Source organism: Agrobacterium tumefaciens, from assembly GCF_005221325.1.
In the GTDB taxonomy this organism is placed as follows: Bacteria; Pseudomonadota; Alphaproteobacteria; order Rhizobiales; family Rhizobiaceae; genus Agrobacterium.
Genome location: NZ_CP039888.1, coordinates 835,036 through 849,992, shown reverse-complemented (window position 1 = coordinate 849,992; position 14,957 = coordinate 835,036). Strand labels below are relative to the sequence as shown.

At 59.9% G+C, this 14,957-nt stretch carries 19 protein-coding genes; 13 read left to right on the top strand and 6 right to left on the bottom strand.

The features are described from left to right. Nucleotides 1-6: 6 nt before the first annotated feature. From pssA to CFBP5499_RS04505, 3 genes are all read left to right on the top strand, one after another. On the top strand, nt 7-873 hold the full coding sequence (gene pssA / locus CFBP5499_RS04515) for a CDP-diacylglycerol--serine O-phosphatidyltransferase (RefSeq protein ID WP_080827390.1): 867 nt from the start codon (nt 7-9) through the stop codon (nt 871-873). Nucleotides 874-1,044: 171 nt separating this feature from the next. Continuing rightward, on the top strand, nt 1,045-1,176 hold the full coding sequence (locus tag CFBP5499_RS30770; RefSeq protein ID WP_004440985.1) for a hypothetical protein: 132 nt from the start codon (nt 1,045-1,047) through the stop codon (nt 1,174-1,176). 390 nt (nt 1,177-1,566) lie between these two features. Next, on the top strand, nt 1,567-2,859 hold the full coding sequence (locus tag CFBP5499_RS04505) for a GGDEF domain-containing response regulator (protein ID WP_080825416.1): 1,293 nt from the start codon (nt 1,567-1,569) through the stop codon (nt 2,857-2,859). Between the two features lie 76 nt (nt 2,860-2,935). On the opposite strand, the gene CFBP5499_RS04500 is transcribed toward CFBP5499_RS04505, so the two are convergent. The 3 genes from CFBP5499_RS04500 to CFBP5499_RS30765 are packed head-to-tail and all read right to left on the bottom strand — an operon-like array spanning nt 2,936 to nt 4,162. Next, nucleotides 2,936-3,697 carry an SOS response-associated peptidase gene (locus CFBP5499_RS04500; protein WP_080825417.1) on the bottom strand — a complete coding sequence of 254 codons (762 nt, stop codon included), beginning with the start codon at nt 3,695-3,697 and terminating at the stop codon, nt 2,936-2,938. A gap of 10 nt (nt 3,698-3,707) precedes the next feature. Further along, entirely contained in the window at nt 3,708-4,031 is a 324-nt protein-coding gene (locus CFBP5499_RS04495; protein ID WP_080825418.1) for a YnfA family protein, read from the bottom strand. Next, the gene (locus CFBP5499_RS30765; RefSeq protein ID WP_256387177.1) at nt 4,028-4,162 is read right to left on the bottom strand and encodes a hypothetical protein; all 135 of its coding nucleotides are present in this window, start codon (nt 4,160-4,162) and stop codon (nt 4,028-4,030) included. The genes CFBP5499_RS04495 and CFBP5499_RS30765 overlap by 4 nt, the downstream gene beginning before the upstream one ends. 2 nt (nt 4,163-4,164) lie before the next feature. Between CFBP5499_RS30765 and CFBP5499_RS04490 the strand changes: the two genes are divergently transcribed. The 9 genes from CFBP5499_RS04490 (at nt 4,165) to CFBP5499_RS04450 (ending at nt 10,146) form a co-directional block, all read left to right on the top strand. Beyond that, nucleotides 4,165-4,581, top strand: coding sequence for an NUDIX hydrolase (locus CFBP5499_RS04490; RefSeq protein ID WP_080825419.1), 417 nt, complete (start codon nt 4,165-4,167; stop codon nt 4,579-4,581). 98 nt (nt 4,582-4,679) lie between these two features. Beyond that, nucleotides 4,680-5,117, top strand: coding sequence for a TIGR02301 family protein (locus CFBP5499_RS04485; protein WP_080825420.1), 438 nt, complete (start codon nt 4,680-4,682; stop codon nt 5,115-5,117). Between the two features lie 105 nt (nt 5,118-5,222). Then, complete coding sequence (locus CFBP5499_RS04480) at nt 5,223-5,480, top strand: hypothetical protein (RefSeq protein ID WP_003501987.1); 258 nt, start codon at nt 5,223-5,225, stop codon at nt 5,478-5,480. Between the two features lie 14 nt (nt 5,481-5,494). Continuing rightward, nucleotides 5,495-6,262 (top strand): hypothetical protein, encoded by a 768-nt coding sequence (locus tag CFBP5499_RS04475; RefSeq protein ID WP_080825421.1) that lies wholly within the window; start codon nt 5,495-5,497, stop codon nt 6,260-6,262. Between the two features lie 123 nt (nt 6,263-6,385). Continuing rightward, entirely contained in the window at nt 6,386-7,234 is an 849-nt protein-coding gene (locus tag CFBP5499_RS04470) for a YgfZ/GcvT domain-containing protein (protein ID WP_080827392.1), read from the top strand. Nucleotides 7,235-7,236: 2 nt separating this feature from the next. Then, the gene (locus CFBP5499_RS04465; RefSeq protein WP_175416617.1) at nt 7,237-7,860 is read left to right on the top strand and encodes a YfbR-like 5'-deoxynucleotidase; all 624 of its coding nucleotides are present in this window, start codon (nt 7,237-7,239) and stop codon (nt 7,858-7,860) included. Next, nucleotides 7,857-8,375: a tyrosine phosphatase family protein gene (locus CFBP5499_RS04460; protein WP_080825422.1), complete on the top strand. Its 519-nt coding sequence runs from the start codon at nt 7,857-7,859 to the stop codon at nt 8,373-8,375. The genes CFBP5499_RS04465 and CFBP5499_RS04460 overlap by 4 nt, the downstream gene beginning before the upstream one ends. A 77-nt stretch (nt 8,376-8,452) precedes the next feature. Further along, nucleotides 8,453-9,274 (top strand): mechanosensitive ion channel family protein, encoded by an 822-nt coding sequence (locus tag CFBP5499_RS04455; RefSeq protein WP_080825423.1) that lies wholly within the window; start codon nt 8,453-8,455, stop codon nt 9,272-9,274. A gap of 179 nt (nt 9,275-9,453) precedes the next feature. Then, nucleotides 9,454-10,146: a metal-binding protein ZinT gene (locus CFBP5499_RS04450; RefSeq protein ID WP_080825424.1), complete on the top strand. Its 693-nt coding sequence runs from the start codon at nt 9,454-9,456 to the stop codon at nt 10,144-10,146. Nucleotides 10,147-10,200: 54 nt separating this feature from the next. Here the strand turns inward: CFBP5499_RS04450 and CFBP5499_RS04445 are convergent, their stop codons facing one another. From CFBP5499_RS04445 to CFBP5499_RS04435, 3 genes are all read right to left on the bottom strand, one after another. Continuing rightward, on the bottom strand, nt 10,201-11,019 hold the full coding sequence (locus tag CFBP5499_RS04445; RefSeq protein ID WP_080825425.1) for an ABC transporter permease: 819 nt from the start codon (nt 11,017-11,019) through the stop codon (nt 10,201-10,203). Further along, complete coding sequence (locus CFBP5499_RS04440) at nt 11,016-11,804, bottom strand: ABC transporter ATP-binding protein (RefSeq protein WP_175416616.1); 789 nt, start codon at nt 11,802-11,804, stop codon at nt 11,016-11,018. Before CFBP5499_RS04440 ends, CFBP5499_RS04445 begins: the two co-directional genes overlap by 4 nt. Nucleotides 11,805-12,055: 251 nt before the next feature. Beyond that, nucleotides 12,056-13,099, bottom strand: coding sequence for an ABC transporter substrate-binding protein (locus tag CFBP5499_RS04435; protein WP_080825426.1), 1,044 nt, complete (start codon nt 13,097-13,099; stop codon nt 12,056-12,058). Between the two features lie 291 nt (nt 13,100-13,390). Between CFBP5499_RS04435 and CFBP5499_RS04430 the strand changes: the two genes are divergently transcribed. Further along, a complete protein-coding gene (locus tag CFBP5499_RS04430) occupies nt 13,391-14,950 on the top strand; it encodes a VOC family protein (RefSeq protein WP_080825427.1) in 1,560 nt (519 codons plus the stop codon). Nucleotides 14,951-14,957 lie beyond the last annotated feature (7 nt).

The following is a 14,957-nucleotide window of genomic DNA, read 5'->3' as shown; positions in this document are numbered from 1 at the left end:
ATGCGCATGGAAACGCCGGTGGCAGAGTCACAGCAGAACGGAAAACATGAGGGCCGCAACGATAGCGGCCGTGGGCCGCGCCTGAGGGAAATTCCCTTTCGCCTCGTCGTTCCCAATCTCATCACCGTTCTCGCCATCTGCGCGGGCCTGAGCGGCGTGCGCCTTGCCATTGAAGGCCGCTTCGAGCTGGCGGTCGGCATGGTGCTGCTCGCCGCCTTCCTCGACGGTATCGACGGGCGCATTGCCCGCATGATGAAGGCGACTTCCAAATTCGGCGAGCAGATGGATTCGCTTGCCGATATCGTCAATTTCGGTGTCGCCCCTGCCCTCGTCGTTTATATCTATCTGCTTGATCAGGCGCGTTCGATCGGCTGGATCGGCGCCCTCATCTATGTCATTGCCGCCGGCCTGCGTCTGGCGCGCTTCAACGTCATGATAGAGCGGCCGGGAAAGGCGCCCTGGCAGAACGAATTCTTTGTGGGCGTGCCGGCGCCGATGGGCGCCATGCTGGTGCTTCTGCCGGTTTATCTCGGCTTCCTCGGCGTCGAACCGGACAAGCCCTTCGCTTATGTCGCCGCCGCCTATACGGTCCTGATCGGTTATCTTCTCATCAGCCGCCTGCCGGTCTGGTCAGGAAAGTCCAGCACCCGCATCCGCCGCGATCTGGTGCTGCCGATGATCCTCGTCGTCGTGCTCTATGTGGCGATGCTGATGAGCTTCACCTGGGAAGTTCTGGTTCTGACGGTTGCCGCCTATCTCGTCTTCATTCCCATCAGCGCGCGTCTCTGGCACCGCCGCTACGGCACGCTGACCATCGAGGAAGACGCGCATGACGATGCCAATGGCGGCAACGGCCTCGATCGCGGCATTTAAAACCGCAGGTTTATTTTTTCCCACACAAGCCGGCGCAGGCTGTGACGCAAAATGTCGCACCCTGAAAAGCCGGCTTCGTTTTTTTCGCCTCGAATCCGTCAAGATTAGCCTCGAAAGAAGGGGCTCACACGCATCGAAAAGACGATTGGCGTGAATTGTGGAGAGAGAGAAATGACGAACGAGACGAAGGCGCAGCCGCAGGCGAAGCCCGACCTCAAGAGCCACTACCGCCCGCTCGGACTGAAGGCCGTTGCTGCCGCAGCCCTGATGCTGAAGCGCAAGCCCGCCGCCAAAACCGCCTGAAAACATTCAGTTTTTCGATGTCAGCGGATATTGGGGATTTTCCGGAAGACGGAGATATCCTGACGGAAGATCAACAATCACGCGGCGCCTTTTGCAGGCGCCGTTTTTGTTTTTTCGCGCTCCGCGACATTGCGGATCGCAAACCATTCATAGAATTGGCAGAATTCTGTAACGAAGCCGCAACGAAACTGCAGTACAAAGTCCGGCTTCGACAAGAAGGCTATACGAGCGCCTACGTATAGATTAGTGAATACAAAAGAACTTTTCTATTCCGCATTTTTTTCCACAACAATGCATAAGCCGGCCTTCGAATTCGCGGACACGCGAATGACGAATATTGGGCGTTGAGGAAAGACTGGGGAGACGGGCCAGGGGGGCTTGGAGACGGCCATGCAGGATAAAATCCTTCTGATTGAAGATTCCGTTGCTCTTTCCATGCTGCTGAAAACGCGGCTTTCGGAAGAGACGGAAGCCGAGGTCGTCCATTGCGCCAGCATGGCCGAGGCCGATGCCCTCTTGCAGGCCGATAATTTCACGCTGGCGCTGACGGGTCTCAATCTGCCAGATGCGCCGAAGGGTGAAATTCTGACACTTCTATCCGAACGCAAGGTGCCGGCCATTGTCTTCACTGCGACGGTGGATGAGGAGGCGCGCAAGCGTTACGCCGAAAAGAAGATCATCGACTATATCGTCAAGGACGGTCATCGCACCGTCGATGCCGTGGTCAAGACGGTCGACCGGATTTTGACCAATAAGCGCTTTTCCGTTCTGGTGGTCGATGATGCGCGCACCGCGCGCTCCGGCCTCGTGGAAATTCTGGAGCGGCAGAATTTCAAGGTCAGCGAGGCCCATTCGGGCAACCGGGCGCTGGAAATCCTGTCGCAGGACCGGTCGATCCAGCTGGTCATTACCGATTACCACATGCCTGACATGGATGGTTATGAACTGACACGGCGCATTCGCGACAGCCGGTCCTCCGAAGACCTGCGGGTGATCGGCATATCCTCCTCCACGGACCGCCTGCTTTCGGCAAGCTTCCTCAAGGCAGGCGCATCGGATTTCGTCTACCGCCCCTTCGTGCCGGAAGAGTTGCAGTGCCGCATCGACAACAATATCGAGACGCTGAAGCAACTCAAGCGCCTGCGTGAACTGGCCGAACGGGACCACCTCACCGGCCTGCCCAACCGTCGCTCCTTCTTCGAGCGTACGCGGGCGCTGATGGACGTCATCAATGACAATGACGAAAGCGGCGCCGTCGCCATTCTCGACATCGACCATTTCAAGAAGATCAACGACACGCTGGGGCATGATGCCGGCGACAGGGCGCTGAAGAAACTGGCCGAACTGCTGCATGACATGTGCGACGAGCAACGCCATATCCCCGCCCGCCTCGGTGGCGAGGAATTCGCCGTGTTCCTGCGCGGGCTGGATGCGCGGGCTGCCTATGCATTCTGCGAGGAGCTGCGCGAACAAGTGGAAAAGAACGGCCGCCAGCTGAGCGGCAGCAGCCTGGCGCTGACGATTTCACTCGGCGTCGTGGAGATCGAAAAGGGCGAACCTTTCGACAATCAGTTGAATGCGGCGGATCAGTTGCTCTATCTCGCCAAGGCGAACGGCCGCAACCGCGTCTATTCCGACATCATGATCCAGGAAGGCCTGCAGAAGATCGGGCTGAACGGCTGATTCTTTATGAATGAGGTAGTCTTCTGTAGGACCAAGCGGAAACGGCCAGCCTTCATCATTGGCCTCGGGAAACACCTCAAAACAAAGACATCTGCCCATCATCCTTCACCGGTCTGATCTTCGCCAGCGGCGCGCTTTCCGGCACCGGATCGATGAGATCGGCGCCGACATTGGCGACCTTGTTGACCTTGTCCGAGACGGGAATCATCTCGAAAAAATCATCCTGAACCGGCCGCATCAGGTCGGCCACCTCGCGTGGCTCCTGGGTCTTGCAGTCCAGCCAGCGGCTGAAATCTTCCGGCGCAATGACCACGGGCATGCGGTCGTGGATGCGACCGATCGCGGCATTGGCGACGGTGGTGAGGATTGCGCCGGTATCGACCTCAGAGCCATCGGCGGACGACCAGGTTTCCATGAGACCTGCGAAAGCGACGATGCCACCGTTTTTCGGGCGGATGAAATAGGGTCGCGGTTTGCCGCCCTCCTCCTTAGGCGGGCGTCGCCATTCATAAAAACCCGTTGCCGGGACGAGCACGCGGCGATGGCGCATGGCGGCACGGAAGGAGGCCTTGCCGATTGCGGTTTCAGAACGGGCATTGATGAGCAGAGGAAAGTCCTTCGGATCCTTCACCCAGCCCGGCATGAAACCCCAGCGCACCAGCACGGCCCGGCGGTTGGGCAGGTTGCTGCCGCGCTCCTGCCGCTCGCCTTCCATGACGACCAGAATGGGTTGGGTCGGCGCGATGTTGAAACGGGCGGGAAAATCCTCAAGACCGATCAGATCGAGATAGTCGGCGATCTCTTCCGGCGTCGCCTTCAGCACGAAACGTCCGCACATCGCCTTCTCCTTACGCCCTTGGTCCGAACAGGATGATGGCGGTGCCGGCAAGGCAGACGACGCCGCCGGCAATATCCCACCTGTCCGGCGCATGCCCTTCCACGCCCCAGAGCCAGAACAGCGAGGCGGCAATATAGATCCCGCCATAGGCAGCATAGGCCCTGCCCGCCGCCTCGGTCGGAACCAGCGTCAGAAGCCACGCAAAAGCCGCCAGCGCCACCATGCCGGGCAGCAATATCCAGCCGGTCTTGCCGAGTTTCAGCCAGGCCCAGAAGGAGAAACAGCCAGCAATTTCGGCAACGGCCGCCAGAGCATAGATAAGATAGACCTTCATTCCACCGTCTTTAGCATGCACAATCGCGCCTGTTCCGGACTATAACCATCGGCGCGGAAACCGGAATCGGTTTTCCCGAACCACGATACCACGATAGACAGGCCGGAAACGGCCGAAACAAGCGAAACCATTCATGACCCTTCGTATCAAGCCCCGTGCCGCCTCCTCCGCCATCGTCAGGAACGGAGACCGGCTGCTTCTGGTGCGCCGCATCAACCCACCCTCCAAGGACATGTTCGCCTTTCCGGGCGGGCGGGCTGAAGAAGGGGAAAGCCCGGCGGAAACGGCACTGCGCGAATTGCACGAGGAAACCGGCATCGTCGCCCGCAGGCCGCAGCTCTTCGCGACCTACGATCTTCCCACCCATGACGCTGAAGGCGTGCTGACGAGCCATTTTTTCCTGTCCGTCTTCACCGTGGAAACCCATACCGATCCGTTGGTGACGGTGGGTGACGATGCGGCGGATGCGGGCTGGTACACATTGGCGGAGATTCGCCTTCTGCCGGCGCCCGAAAGTGTCATCGAATGTGCCGAGCGCCTGCTTGCATGATTGCCAGCCAGCCAGAATCGTTATTATTTAGGGCTGATCCGCCCGCCGGATGGTCACGAGCCAACAGTTCACGAGTATGTGTGGGGCAGAATAGAATTTTGATACGACCGACCATCTTCCTGTCTCTTTTTCTGACAATGCTTGCCATATCAGGGCAAGAAGGCATCGCTTATGCGCAGCCTTCGAAACCTGTTTCCGAGGCCCGTCCTGCGGAAGCGGCGCCGCCCAAACCTGCTCCATATGACGACAAGCTGGCGCGGCTTTCGGAAATATTGGGCGCGGTGCAATATCTGAGAACCCTGTGCCCCTCCTCCGGACCGGAGGACTGGCGCAAATCGATGAGCGACCTTCTGGCTGCTGATACGGCCAACGAACCCGAACGACGCCAGCGCATGACGGCTGCATTCAACCGTGGATACCGCTCCTTTGCAGCTATCCACACCAGTTGCACACGCGCCGCCATCATGGCAGAAGAGAACTACCGTAACGAAGGGGCAACACTCGCGCAGGAAATCGCGTCCAGGTTCGGAAATTAAAGGTTTATTAACCTCTTTTCGCCGCAGCCCGTGCCGTTTTGATAAAAGGCTGCTAGTGTTGTTAACAGGGTGGTAAGGACTTGCCCGCCCTGTCGAGGATGAAAAATGCAGACAAGCCGTAACGAAATCGACGATATGATCGTGCATGAAAAGATGCAGGTCGCTCTGGAACACCAGAACGAGGCATGGGCTGACGGCATGGCCGACGGCATCGAGCCTGAGATCATCGCCGATGCCGCGATTGCTCTGGCCATGCGCGAAACCATCCGTATTCACGGCGAGGCCGGCGCGGAAGCAATGCTGGAATCGCTGCGGCAGCGCATGCTTCAGGGCGAATTTTCGCCGCAGCGGGTGATACAGTAAAGCCGGAGTCTATCATGTCTTGCCTGAGCAAGGGGCTTTTGCGCTCTTCCGCCCTGCTGTCCATCCTGCTTGCGCTCACCGCCGGCCCTGTTAGCCTGCCTGAAAAAGCCTTCGCCCTTTCCGAGCTGAAGCCGGCGCAGAAGAGTGAAAGCGAACCGCAGGCACAGAACGGCGAACAGCCGCAGCAGGCACAGCCTGCGGAACCCGACGAAGTCGAAGGCGATTCGGAAGGCATTCCCCTGCCCGACCCGCTGGTCGATCGTTCCGCCGGCCAGACGAAGCAGCAATCCGCCAAGCCCGACACGACACCGGAAATGTCCGTTGTCATCGAGCACGATATTTCCAAGGCGCCGGAGCCCGTGCGCAAGCTGCGCCAGCAGATCATCGATGCCGCCGCGTCAGGCGATATCGAGAAATTGCGGCCCTTCATCGCCGCCGGGCAGAATCAGTTCCGTATCGACGGCAATGACGGCGAAGACCCGATCGCGGCGCTGAAAAGCTATTCCGGTGATCCTGATGGCCTGGAAGTGCTGGCGATCATCATCGATCTCTTGTCTACCGGTTATGCCCATATCGATGCCGGCACGCCTGACGAAGCCTATGTTTTCCCCTATTTCGCCGGGAAGCCGCTGAATACGCTGACCGCGCCGGAAAAGGTGGAGCTCTTGCGCATCATCACGGCGGGTGATCTGGCGGATATGCAGGAATATGGCAATTACAGCTTCTACCGCGTCGGCATTTCGCCCGATGGCAAATGGAAGTTCTTCACCGCCGGCGATTGATCGCATCCCGGCGCTTGCCGTGCTCTGGCAAAAATCCTAACTGTGCGGAATGAGCATTCCGGCAAAGTGCATATGCATCTTGCCCGCTATCCGCATAGTATCGACGAACCGAACGGTGACGCCATGCCTTCCGCCTTTCTTGCCGACCGCCGCCTGATCCGGGTATCTGGCACCGGCGCCGAAGAGTTTCTGAACAATCTGATCACGGCCGATATCGAAAATCTGCCGGAAGGCGAAGCCCGCGCATCGGCGCTTCTTACGCCGCAGGGCAAGATCCTGTTCGATTTCCTGATCTGGCGCGACGGCGGAGATTATCTGATCGAGACGGGTGCCGCCGAACAGGATGCGCTGCTGCGCCGCCTGACCATGTACAAACTGCGCGCCCCCGTCGAGCTGAAGGCCGAGACCGTGGAAGGCGTCAGCGTTTTCTGGGGCGGCAGCGTGCCGGAGGCAGGCGTGCGGGACGGCCGTTTCGCCAAGGCGAGTGTCGATCTCCGGCGTGTGCCCGGCGCATCCGCCTCTGGCGATGTCGCAGCCTATGAGGCGCTGCGCGTCGAGCACGGCATTGCCGAATCCGGCCTGGATTATGCGCTGCAGGACGCCTTTCCCCATGATGTGCTGATGGATGTGAATGACGGCGTTTCCTTCAGGAAAGGCTGCTTCGTTGGCCAGGAAGTCGTCTCACGTATGAAACATCGCGGCACGGCAAGACGGCGCGTCGTGACCGTCTCGGCCGATGGCACGCTCCCGGTCAGCGGAACGGAGATTACCGCCAATGGAAAACCCGTTGGTGCACTCGGAACCATCCACGGCAACAAAGCGCTTGCCATCGTGCGGACCGACCGTATTGCCGATGCGCTAGCCGCCGGCACGCCGCTGCTTGCGGACAATGTCGCGGTGAGCGTGGCCCTGCCGGTCTGGAGCGGTCTCTCCTTCCCGGCAGCCGATCCGGCGGCTCGGGCGGAGGACTGAGAGTGGCACCCGCAAAAAGTCCGCGTGCGTGGCAGCGCATGCTGTCGGGACGGCGGCTCGATCTGCTCGACCCTTCCCCGCTCGATGTGGAAATCGCCGACATTGCCCATGGCCTTGCCCGTGTTGCCCGCTGGAATGGCCAGACGCGTGGCGACCACGCCTTTTCCGTCGCCCAGCATTGCCTCATCGTCGAGACCATTTTCTGCCGCATGTGCACGGGTGCCACGCCAGACGAGATGCAGATGGCGCTTCTGCACGATGCGCCGGAATATGTCATCGGCGACATGATCTCGCCGTTCAAATCCGTGGTCGGCGGTGGCTACAAGACCGTGGAAAAGCGGCTGGAAGCCGCCGTGCATCTGCGCTTCGGCCTCCCTCCGCATGCATCGCGCGAGTTGAAGGACCGCATCAAGAAGGCCGACACGGTGGCCGCCTTTTTCGAAGCGACGGAGCTTGCCGGTTTTTCCACCGCCGAAGCCCAGAAATTTTTCGGCCTGCCGCGCGGCATCACCCGCGATATGTTCGATATCATCCCGCTTCCCTCGACAGAGGCACAAAGACTGTTCATCGCGCGATTCGAGGCAATCGAGACGCTGCGCGTGACCAAAACCCGGAGCGCGACATGACAACCATCGTGGTATCGCCGCTGTCGCGGATCGCCGAAATGGCCGTAAAGCATAAGGCCCGCGAAATGGTGACGCTGATCGCCAGGGAGCAGAGCTTTCACCGCCCGGCCGTCATTGCCGCCGAGCGGCATCTGACGCTTGCCATGAATGATATCGCCTTCAAGGGCACCGGCAATCTCATCGCCCCCGATGATGCGCATGTGGTGAAGCTGATCGATTTCGCGCGGGAATGGGATCAATCCGCGCCGTTGCTCATCCATTGCTGGATGGGGATTTCGCGCTCGCCGGCCGCCGCCGTCATCGCCGCTCTCAGCCTTTACCCTGATCAGGATGAGGCTGAGCTTGCGCTGCGACTGCGCGCCGCCTCGCCCTATGTCACGCCCAATGCCCGCATCATCGCCATCGGCGACCGGCTGCTGGGGCGCGAGGGCCGGCTTATCAAGGCGATCAAGGCGATCGGCCGGGGGGCGGATACCGATGGCAACGTGCCTTTCGTGCTGCCGCTTGCCGGCTGAGGCCCGATTTTGGGCGGAACCGCTGCGGCACCCATTCGTTACCAACCCTGAACGGCAATAAAATCAGGGGATAATTCATGGAACAACAGGCAACGGATATCATCGTCGCATCGCAGACGGCCGTACGGCAGGCGAGCGCGCTGGCGGTGCAATATTCCTTTTCGGTCATCGGGGCGCTGCTGCTGCTGATCATTGGCTGGCTGGCCGCAACTTTCCTGCAGCGCTGGGCCTTTCAGGGCCTGTCGCGCATCCGCGGTTTCGATGCGACGCTCGCCGGTTTCTTCGCGGGCGCCATTCGATATGTGGTGCTCATTCTGGTCATCGTCATGGTGCTTGGCCAGTTCGGGGTGCAGACGGCCTCGATCCTCGCCGCCCTTGGCGCTGCCGGCCTCGCCATCGGTCTTGCGCTGCAAGGCACGCTGCAGAACATCGCCGCCGGCATCATGCTGCTTGTGCTGCGCCCCTTCCGGGTCGGCGAATATATCGAGACCGGCTCCGTCAGCGGCACGATCATTGAAATCGGTCTGTTTGCCACCGAACTCAAGACGAGTGACGGGCTTTATCGGCTTGCGCCCAATTCCACGCTCTGGAACGTACCGATCACCAATTACAGCCGCTTCCCGTCGCGCCGTCACGAAGTGAGCCTGACGGTGAAGAACGACGAGGATCTTGCTGCCGCGCAGGATATGCTGATGCGCGTGGTGCGCTCGGAAAGCCGGGTGTTGCTGGACCCCGCCCCCGTGACGTTCGTCGATTCCGTCAGCACTGACAGCGCTACCGTCAAGTTGCGGTATTGGGTGCGCAGCGACAGCTATTTCGCAACGACCCGCGACGTGACGAAAGCGATGAAACTCGCTTTTGACGAACGCAAGGCTGAGGTGAGCGCACAGCCCGCCTGAGGCGTGACGGCTCACCCTTCCCGCAGATTTTCAAGCGCGGTGGCTGAACAGCCATCGCGCTTTTTCATGAGGTCACCTCAACACGCACTCTTGCGTCCCGCAAAAGACGCCTCTATAGGTCGATATGTAATGTTATTACGTTACTTATTTTTGATCGCAGACTGAAGAGGGCCGAAACAATGCAGAAGACACTGACCCGCGTCACCGGCGCGCTCGCACTTGGTTCCATGCTGCTGGCGGCTGCCGCGGCAACCGCTGCCGGCGGCGACAAATCCACTGCCCACAGCCATGACCATGGTCATGGTCATGACCACGGCCACCAGATGACCGAGGCGGAAAAGCAGATTTACAAGGGTTATTTCGAGGACGCTCAAGTGAAACCGCGCGCACTTTCCGATTGGGAAGGCGACTGGCAATCGGTTTATCCCTATCTGCTGAACGGCTCGCTCGACGGCGTCATGGCCGACAAGGCGGCGCATGGCGACAAAACGGCGGCCGAATATCGCGCCTATTACGAGATCGGCTACAAGACCGACGTCAACCGCATCGTGATCAAGGCCGACAGCGTGGCATTCTACAAGGACGGCAAGCCCGCTGAAGGCACCTATGTCAGCGACGGCCATGAAATCCTGACCTACAAGAAGGGCAATCGCGGCGTACGGTATATCTTCAAGAAGACCGCCGGCGACGAGGCTGCACCGCAATTCATCCAGTTCAGCGACCACTCCATCGCCCCGGTCAAAGCGGGCCATTACCATCTCTATTGGGGTAACGACCGCAAGGCACTGCTGGATGAAGTCACCAATTGGCCGACCTATTATCCCTTCCTGATGGACGGTGCTGATATCGTGAAGGAAATGGCGGCGCATTAAGTTCGCACCGGATATTCCAGCACGGGCACAATTCTCGTGTCCGTGCTGTATTCCTTATTGCCCCATGGTCGAACGATGGGCCCAGCCGGTCATTCGCTTTTCCAGCCAGGCCATGACCGCATACATGGCAATACCTTCCACCGCGAGCATCAGCAGACCGGCAAAGACGAGCGGCACGTTGAACTGGCTCTGCGCCGAACTCATCATATTGCCGAGGCCGTAGTTGGAGGCGACGGTTTCCGAGACAACCGAGCCGACGAAGGCGAGCGTGATGGCGATTTTGAGTGAGCCGAAGAAATAGGGCATGGACCGCGGAATGCCGACTTTCAGCATGATGTCCATCTTCTTGGCGCCGAGCGCCCGCAACACGTCCTCGGTTTCCGGCTCGATGGTGGCAAGGCCGGTGGCGACATTAACGACGATGGGAAAGAAGGAAATCAGGAAGGCGGTCAGAACCGCCGGAACCGTGCCGATGCCGAACCAGATGACGAGGATGGGCACCAGCGCCACCTTTGGGATGGCGTTAAAGCCTATCATCAGCGGATAGAGGCCCGCATAGATGGTTTTCGACCAGCCGATGAACAGGCCGATGGCGAGGCCGGCGGCGACGGCAATGGCGAAGCCCAGCGTCGTGGTGTAAAGCGTCTGCAGCGAGTTTTTCCAGATCGGCGACCAATATTGCACGATGGCCTGCCCGACCCTGACCGGCGACGGCAGAATCGTAGGCGGCATTTTCAGCGCGTAGACGAGCAGTTCCCACAGCACGAAAAGCGCCAGCGTATAGAGCCATGGGGCGGCTTTTACCCAATTGACCCGGGCAATCAGCGGCTTGCGCGGTTCGGCCGCCACGGTGCTTTCCATGATCGCGCTCATGCCGCAACCCTCGCCTGCGCGATTTCGCCATGCAGTTCCTGCACCATGTCGTTGAAACCCTTGTCATACATGATATCGAGCTGGCGTGGGCGGGCGAAGGGCACGCGATGTTCCGCCAGTACGCGGCCGGGCCTTGCGCTCATCACGAAAATCTTGTCCGCGAGAAAGGTTGCTTCGCGCAGATCATGGGTCACGAGGATGATGGTGACGCGCTGCGCGGCGTGCAGGTCGCGGATGACACACCACAACTCCTCACGGGTGAATGCATCGAGCGCGCCAAAAGGCTCGTCCAGCATCAGCAATTCCGGTTCGTGGATGAGCGCGCGGCAGAGATTGGCGCGCTGCTGCATGCCGCCGGAAAGCTGCCAAGGATATTTGGAGCCAAATCCCTTCAGACCGACGATCTCCAGAAGGCGCTCGGCTTTCGCGACATACTCGGCCTTGTGGGCACGCAGCCGGTGGCGGTGTTTCTCGACGATTTCGAGCGGCAGCAGGATATTTTCCAACGTCGTGCGCCAGGGCAGCATCGTCGGGTTCTGAAACGCCATGCCGACGATGGAGACCGGTTCGGTGACCTGCCGCCCGGCGACGATGACATTGCCCTTTTGCGGAATATGCAACCCCGTCACCAGCTTCATCAGGGTGGACTTGCCGCAGCCGGAAGGACCGACCACCGCTGCGAACTCACCCTTATCGACCGTCAGGTTCAGGCCGGATACGGCGAGCGTGCCGGCGGAACCGCCGTAGCGCATGTCCACGCCGTCTATTTCCACGAGATGTGACATCGAGATCCCCATTCTTAGGCTGGACCGGGCGCTTATGGCCTTCGTTGTTCCCGCCGCAATTCCAAGGCTGCCAGCTACACCCGGCATTGCCGCTTGTTTCTTCTCCCCGCCGGGGAGAAGGTGGCCCGAAGGGTCCGATGAGGGGGGCGACGCCAGTGATATGCGGAGAGCTTGCCCCTCATCCCGCTGCCGCGGACTTCTCCCCGGCGGGGAGAAGAAGCAGGCCGCACCCGCTCGCGCTACAATCTTCTTCAGGGAAGCATGCGTTCTTCCTTGGCCGGCAGATAGGTCGCGTCGAAAACCTGCTCCGCCTTGACGTTGCCCTTCAGGCCCATGGAAACCTTGAGTGTCTCCAGCGAGGCTGCGAGCCGGGCCGGATCGACGCCGCCCATGCCGTTCTCCACCACATAGGGCGTCTTGATATTCATGCTGTTGGCCATGTTGAGGCGCTCCAGCTCGATGGCGCTGTCCAGCGTCTCGTTGCGCTTCAATACCACTGCCACGCCCTCTTCGGGGTTCTTGACGGAATCGGCGAAGCCCTTGGCCAGTGCTTTCAGGAAGCCCTTCACGGCTTCAGGGTTTTTCTCAGCGAAATCAGTGTTTACCAGCACCGCATTGCCATAGAGATTCAAGCCATGCTCTGCCATCAGGATCGTCGAGATATCGTCATCGGCAATGCCCTGTTTCTTGAGATTGAGGATCACCGAAAAGGCAAAGCCGAAAACGGCATCGACGTCACCCTTTGCGAGCATCGGTTCACGCACCGGAAAACCGATCGATTCGATCTTGATCTCGCTGTCATCAAGGCCCGCCACCTGCTTGAAAGCAGGCCATTGCGCGAAGGCGCCATCCGGCGGCGGCGCGCCGAGCTTCTTGCCTTCCAGCGACTTCGGATCGCCGGTGACACCGAGCGACTTGCGGCCGACGACGGCGAAAGTCGGGCGCTCATAGACCATATAAACGGCCTTGATCTTCTGGCTCGGATCCTCGTCGAGGAACTTCATTACCGAATTGATATCGCCGAAACCCATTTGGTAGGCGCCGGTCGCAACGCGCGGGATGGCCTCGACCGAGCCGTTGCCGCTGTCGATGGTGACATCGAGGCCTTCGGCCTTGAAATACCCCTTGTCGAGCGCCAGCAGGAAACCGGCAGCCGGTCCTTCGAATTTCCAGTCAAGCGTGAATTTCACCGGCGTTTCAGCATAAGCACCCGTCACCGGCAGCGAAAAGCCAGCGACCGCACCGAGGGCGGCAATGGCCAGCGTTCTCGACAACAACCTGCGCGTTAAAATCATCTATTCCCCCTGATGGTTTTACTGGATTGGTTGCATAAGACCCAATTCCAACCCTCAAGGCAAGATAAAATTGCATACAAAATAGCCGTTATTTTGTATGCTTATTTTATATGCATAGATGATCGATACACAGGCAAAGAGCTGGCAATTCTGCCCATGCCGCGTGCAACAAAGCACGGAAAACATCGTTCACACAGAGAACACATCGTTCTCATTTGCCGGGGTTGCGGATCAGGGGCAGCGTGAGACAAATAGGGCCTTAAACGGCAGGCGAAACGGCGGGACGGCGACATGAATTCTGCACTTGGAATACACCACATCACCATGATCACCCGGAAGGTGCAGGCGAATGTGGATTTTTACGCCGGTTTCCTGGGGCTGCGGCTGGTCAAGCGCACGGCCGGCTTTGAAGACGCCATGCAGTTGCATCTGCTTTACGGCGACGATATTGCCTCTCCCGGCTCGTTATTGACCTTTCTGGTCTGGGAAGATGGCGGCCAGGGCCGCGTCGGTTATGGGCAGACACTGGAAATTTCCGTGGCGATCGACCCAGCCGCGATCGGCTTCTGGCTGACGCGGGCGCTGAAATTCGGCATCCGCGCCGAGGGGCCATCGGATGAATTCGGCGCCCCCGTCATCCGGCTGAAAGACCCTGATGGCCTGATCGTCAAGCTGGTCGGCACCCATGCCTTTGCCGATGCGACACCGCATGTGACGGCCGACATCTCCGCGGAAGACGCCATTCGCCGAATCTATGGCGCAACCTTGCTGAGCGAGGTGCCCGAAGAAACCGTGGCGTTTCTGGAAAAACACTTCGGTTACCGCCACGAAAGCCAGGCGGGCGCGATCCGCCGGCTCGTTTCCGACAGCGGCGACATTATCGACGTGCGCGATGCGACCGGCTTCTGGTCCAGCGCGCCCGGCACCGGCACGGTCGACCACATCGCTTTCCGTGCGAAGGACATGGATGAACTGAACACGGTTCTCACAGGGCTGAAATCGCTGAATTCCAGCACCACCAATGCCCATGACCGGAAATATTTCCACTCGCTCTACGTCCGCGAACCCGGCGGCGTACTGATTGAAATGGCGACCGATGCGCCCGGCATGACGGTGGACGAACCGCTGGCGACGCTTGGCGAAGAACTGTTCATTCCACCACTCTTCATGAAAGATGAAGCGGATGTGCGCGTCTCCCTGCCGCAATTTGCAATGCCGGGCGAAGAGCGGATCGTCTATCGCGACCTGCTCTTCGTGCACCGTTTCTACACGCCGCAGGAGCCTGATGGCAGCACCCTCATCCTGCTGCATGGTTCCGGCGGCAGTGAAACGAGCCTGACGCCGCTGGCACACAGGGCGGCGCCCGGCGCCACCCTTCTCGGCGTGCGCGGCCGCAGCACGGAAGAAGAGATCGCCCGCTGGTTCCGGCGCTTCCCCGATTTCAGCTTCGACCAGAAGGATATCGTCTCCGAAGCGGAGGCCTTTGCCGCCTTCGTGGAGGGGGCAATCCGCGCCTATGGTCTCGATCGCTCGAAACTGCGGTTCATCGGCCATTCCAACGGCGCGAACTTCTATGCGGCCTTTGCGGCGCTTTATCCGGAGCTTGCCGGCGATGCCCTGCTCTATCGCCCGATGCCGGTTCTTGAAACATGGCCGCAGACCGATCTTTCCGGCCGCAATTTCCTGCTTGTTGCCGGAGAACGCGACAAATACCGCGATGGCGCGAGCGTGCTGCAAGGCAGGCTAGTGGCGAGCGGCGCAACGGCCGAGGTGGAAACGCTCGCGGATGGGCACGAACTCGGGCTTGCCGATATCGAAGCGGCGCGGCGCTGGCTGGCGGATGCTTCCTGATACGAGG

Coding starts and splice junctions, on each gene's coding strand:
- pssA (WP_080827390.1), top strand. CDS start 7: ATGGAAACGCCGGTGGCAGAGTCACAGCAGAACGGAAAACATGAGGGC.
- CFBP5499_RS30770 (WP_004440985.1), top strand. CDS start 1,045: ATGACGAACGAGACGAAGGCGCAGCCGCAGGCGAAGCCCGACCTCAAG.
- CFBP5499_RS04505 (WP_080825416.1), top strand. CDS start 1,567: ATGCAGGATAAAATCCTTCTGATTGAAGATTCCGTTGCTCTTTCCATG.
- CFBP5499_RS04500 (WP_080825417.1), bottom strand. CDS start 3,697: ATGTGCGGACGTTTCGTGCTGAAGGCGACGCCGGAAGAGATCGCCGAC.
- CFBP5499_RS04495 (WP_080825418.1), bottom strand. CDS start 4,031: ATGAAGGTCTATCTTATCTATGCTCTGGCGGCCGTTGCCGAAATTGCT.
- CFBP5499_RS30765 (WP_256387177.1), bottom strand. CDS start 4,162: ATGGTTTCGCTTGTTTCGGCCGTTTCCGGCCTGTCTATCGTGGTATCG.
- CFBP5499_RS04490 (WP_080825419.1), top strand. CDS start 4,165: ATGACCCTTCGTATCAAGCCCCGTGCCGCCTCCTCCGCCATCGTCAGG.
- CFBP5499_RS04480 (WP_003501987.1), top strand. CDS start 5,223: ATGCAGACAAGCCGTAACGAAATCGACGATATGATCGTGCATGAAAAG.
- CFBP5499_RS04475 (WP_080825421.1), top strand. CDS start 5,495: ATGTCTTGCCTGAGCAAGGGGCTTTTGCGCTCTTCCGCCCTGCTGTCC.
- CFBP5499_RS04470 (WP_080827392.1), top strand. CDS start 6,386: ATGCCTTCCGCCTTTCTTGCCGACCGCCGCCTGATCCGGGTATCTGGC.
- CFBP5499_RS04460 (WP_080825422.1), top strand. CDS start 7,857: ATGACAACCATCGTGGTATCGCCGCTGTCGCGGATCGCCGAAATGGCC.
- CFBP5499_RS04455 (WP_080825423.1), top strand. CDS start 8,453: ATGGAACAACAGGCAACGGATATCATCGTCGCATCGCAGACGGCCGTA.
- CFBP5499_RS04450 (WP_080825424.1), top strand. CDS start 9,454: ATGCAGAAGACACTGACCCGCGTCACCGGCGCGCTCGCACTTGGTTCC.
- CFBP5499_RS04445 (WP_080825425.1), bottom strand. CDS start 11,019: ATGAGCGCGATCATGGAAAGCACCGTGGCGGCCGAACCGCGCAAGCCG.
- CFBP5499_RS04440 (WP_175416616.1), bottom strand. CDS start 11,804: ATGTCACATCTCGTGGAAATAGACGGCGTGGACATGCGCTACGGCGGT.
- CFBP5499_RS04435 (WP_080825426.1), bottom strand. CDS start 13,099: ATGATTTTAACGCGCAGGTTGTTGTCGAGAACGCTGGCCATTGCCGCC.
- CFBP5499_RS04430 (WP_080825427.1), top strand. CDS start 13,391: ATGAATTCTGCACTTGGAATACACCACATCACCATGATCACCCGGAAG.